This is a genomic window from Mycobacterium sp., assembly GCF_035653355.1.
Classification (GTDB): Bacteria; Actinomycetota; Actinomycetes; order Mycobacteriales; family Mycobacteriaceae; genus Mycobacterium.
Window position 1 is genome coordinate 1 of record NZ_DASRBZ010000547.1, and the last position, 2,141, is coordinate 2,141.

General features: G+C 64.5%; 2 protein-coding genes and 1 pseudogene. 1 reads left to right on the forward strand and 2 read right to left on the reverse strand.

The window, feature by feature from the left end:
• Nucleotides 1-27 precede the first annotated feature (27 nt).
• Nucleotides 28-456 (forward strand): annotated as a pseudogene (locus VFA16_RS23840) (tetratricopeptide repeat protein); the annotation flags it as partial.
• Here the strand turns inward: VFA16_RS23840 and VFA16_RS18755 are convergent.
• Both VFA16_RS18755 and VFA16_RS18760 read right to left on the reverse strand, forming a co-directional pair.
• On the reverse strand, nucleotides 430-654 hold the full coding sequence (locus tag VFA16_RS18755; RefSeq protein ID WP_324969260.1) for a hypothetical protein: 225 nt from the start codon (nucleotides 652-654) through the stop codon (nucleotides 430-432). The pseudogene VFA16_RS23840 and the gene VFA16_RS18755 sit on opposite strands and share 27 nt — an antisense overlap.
• Nucleotides 655-1,352: 698 nt before the next feature.
• The gene (locus VFA16_RS18760; RefSeq protein WP_324969261.1) at nucleotides 1,353-1,580 is read right to left on the reverse strand and encodes a hypothetical protein; all 228 of its coding nucleotides are present in this window, start codon (nucleotides 1,578-1,580) and stop codon (nucleotides 1,353-1,355) included.
• Nucleotides 1,581-2,141: the final 561 nt, after the last annotated feature.

Consider the following 2,141-nt stretch of genomic DNA (forward strand, 5'->3'; position numbering starts at 1 on the left):
CCGCGTGCGGCTCAAGCTCTAGGCGACTTGTACAGAAGACTCGGTCGCATTCCCGAGGCGCTGGACTATCTGAACCGCACTACTGAGTCCGGACACCCAGAAGCCGTTGCGATGGCCTGGGTAAGCATAGGCGGTATCAAGGACAAGCAAGGCGACAAGGCCGGTGCGGCCGAGGCATTTCGGCAGGCCATACGCACCAGCACGAACGAACAGGTATCGACGCCGGCGTTCCTCATGGGACTCACGCTCAAGGACCAAGCAGACCTCGACGGCGCCTGGGCTGCGTTCGACTCAGCAGCGCAATCCGAGGATTCGGACATCGCGCCGCGGGCACTCTTCGAGCAAGCCACCCTGCTGATCAACCGCGGGGAGTTCGATGAAGCCGCCGCACTGCTGCGACGGTGCGCCGACAGCGACCACCCCGACGTTTCAGCCCGTGCAGCCTTCGTACTGGGCGCGGTTCTGCTCGACCTGGGCGACCGTGCCGAGGCCCGAAAGGCGTTCCATCGCGCGGCCTCCTCGGGACACCCTGACATAGCCGGAAAGGCCGAAATCCGGCTGCGGAACGACTTCGGACCTCAGCCGGGGGCCAGCGGCGTTGGCGGTGAGTATGAGATCCGACTCGATCGCGGAGTCGAGGAACAGCTTAATCACGCCGACGAGAGCGACAGCGGCCCAGCGGTACGCCGCGCCATCGCTGCTCTAGGCCACAACGCCCGACCACCCGAGGCGACTGGCGCCAGCGACCCGTTCTCGACGTCCCGGCTGGCCATCCATCCCCGCGGTTACTGCGTTCGGTATCTGGCGTGGCTCAACGAGAGAAGGGTGCTGATAACATCGATTAAGCCTCTCAGACCTGAGCCTCCGCGCTGCGTCTGCGAGCGCGAGTTGCCCGCGAGGCCGAGCCACGGTCGGCGGACGGCGATCCTGTCCGTCGCCGGCGTCATCGTCGCCGCGCTCATCGTAGGGGCAACCGTCACGCACGGCGATTCACCTGCCTCGTCCGGATCGCCGAGCCCAACTGTCTCAAGTGCAGCGGCTGTTCCTAACGCTCCGAGCACCGCGAAGCTTGCATCCCCGCTCGTCTCTAGCGCCAGCTCCGCACCAGCCACGGCAGGTTCGGCAGCAGGCAGCGCCGGCACCTGGTCTGCGCCGAGGTCGCTGAGTAATAGCGAGATCGTGTCAGTCTCCTGCCCAAGCGCCCGGTTCTGCATGGCCGCAGACTCTGGCGGAAACGTATACACCTACACCAACGGCGCGTGGTCCCCAGGCGACTCGATCGGCAGCAGCTTGACCGGCGTGTCCTGCGCGAGCTCCAACTTCTGTGCCGCCACCAGCGCCGGAGCGACCGCCTACATATACTCCGGCGGCTCATGGACTCCAACCCAGCTCGTCGGCGCCGACGGTAACTCCGCCAACCTGACCGCCGTCTCCTGCCCCAGCGCAGGCTCATGCTTCGCTACGGGCGACTGGGACTCGTACAGCTTCCGCAACGGCCAGTGGTCCACCGGCACATTGGTCCAGAACCAGAACCGTTTCACCGCGATCTCATGCCCATCGGCGACATCCTGCACTGCCACCGACTCGACAGGAAACGCTTACTCCTACTCGGCTGGAAGCTGGTCGTCCGCCTACCAGCTCGATGGCGCCAAGGGCTTAGCCTCTATATCGTGCGCAACAGCCGCCTTCTGCGTCGCAACCAGCGACGGATCCGACACCGTATACGTCTACTCGGCTTCGTCCTGGTCGACCACCACCCTCACCTCACCCGGAGCCACCGCGGCGAATTCGGCGCACTTCGTCCAGGCCTCGTGTCCTAGCACCGACACGTGCGTCGCAGTAGGCCGCTGGAACTCGTATACGTACGCTCACGGCACTTGGTCAACCGGGACGTTAATCACCAATCAAGATTGGCTCACCGCACTGTCCTGCCCGACTGCAACATTCTGCGTCGCAGCCGACCAGAACGGGAACGTATACACGCGCTAACTCGCTTCGTCCCGAACTTGCGGCACCGGTAGGTCATATCGGCATATTCCTGCGCCATTCAGGTCGGGCAGAGTCATGCTACGGCGCTGATCGTCGGCCCGGTTGCGGTACCGCGCTGCTGTACATCCGACGCTTCCGGTGTACCTCTTGGC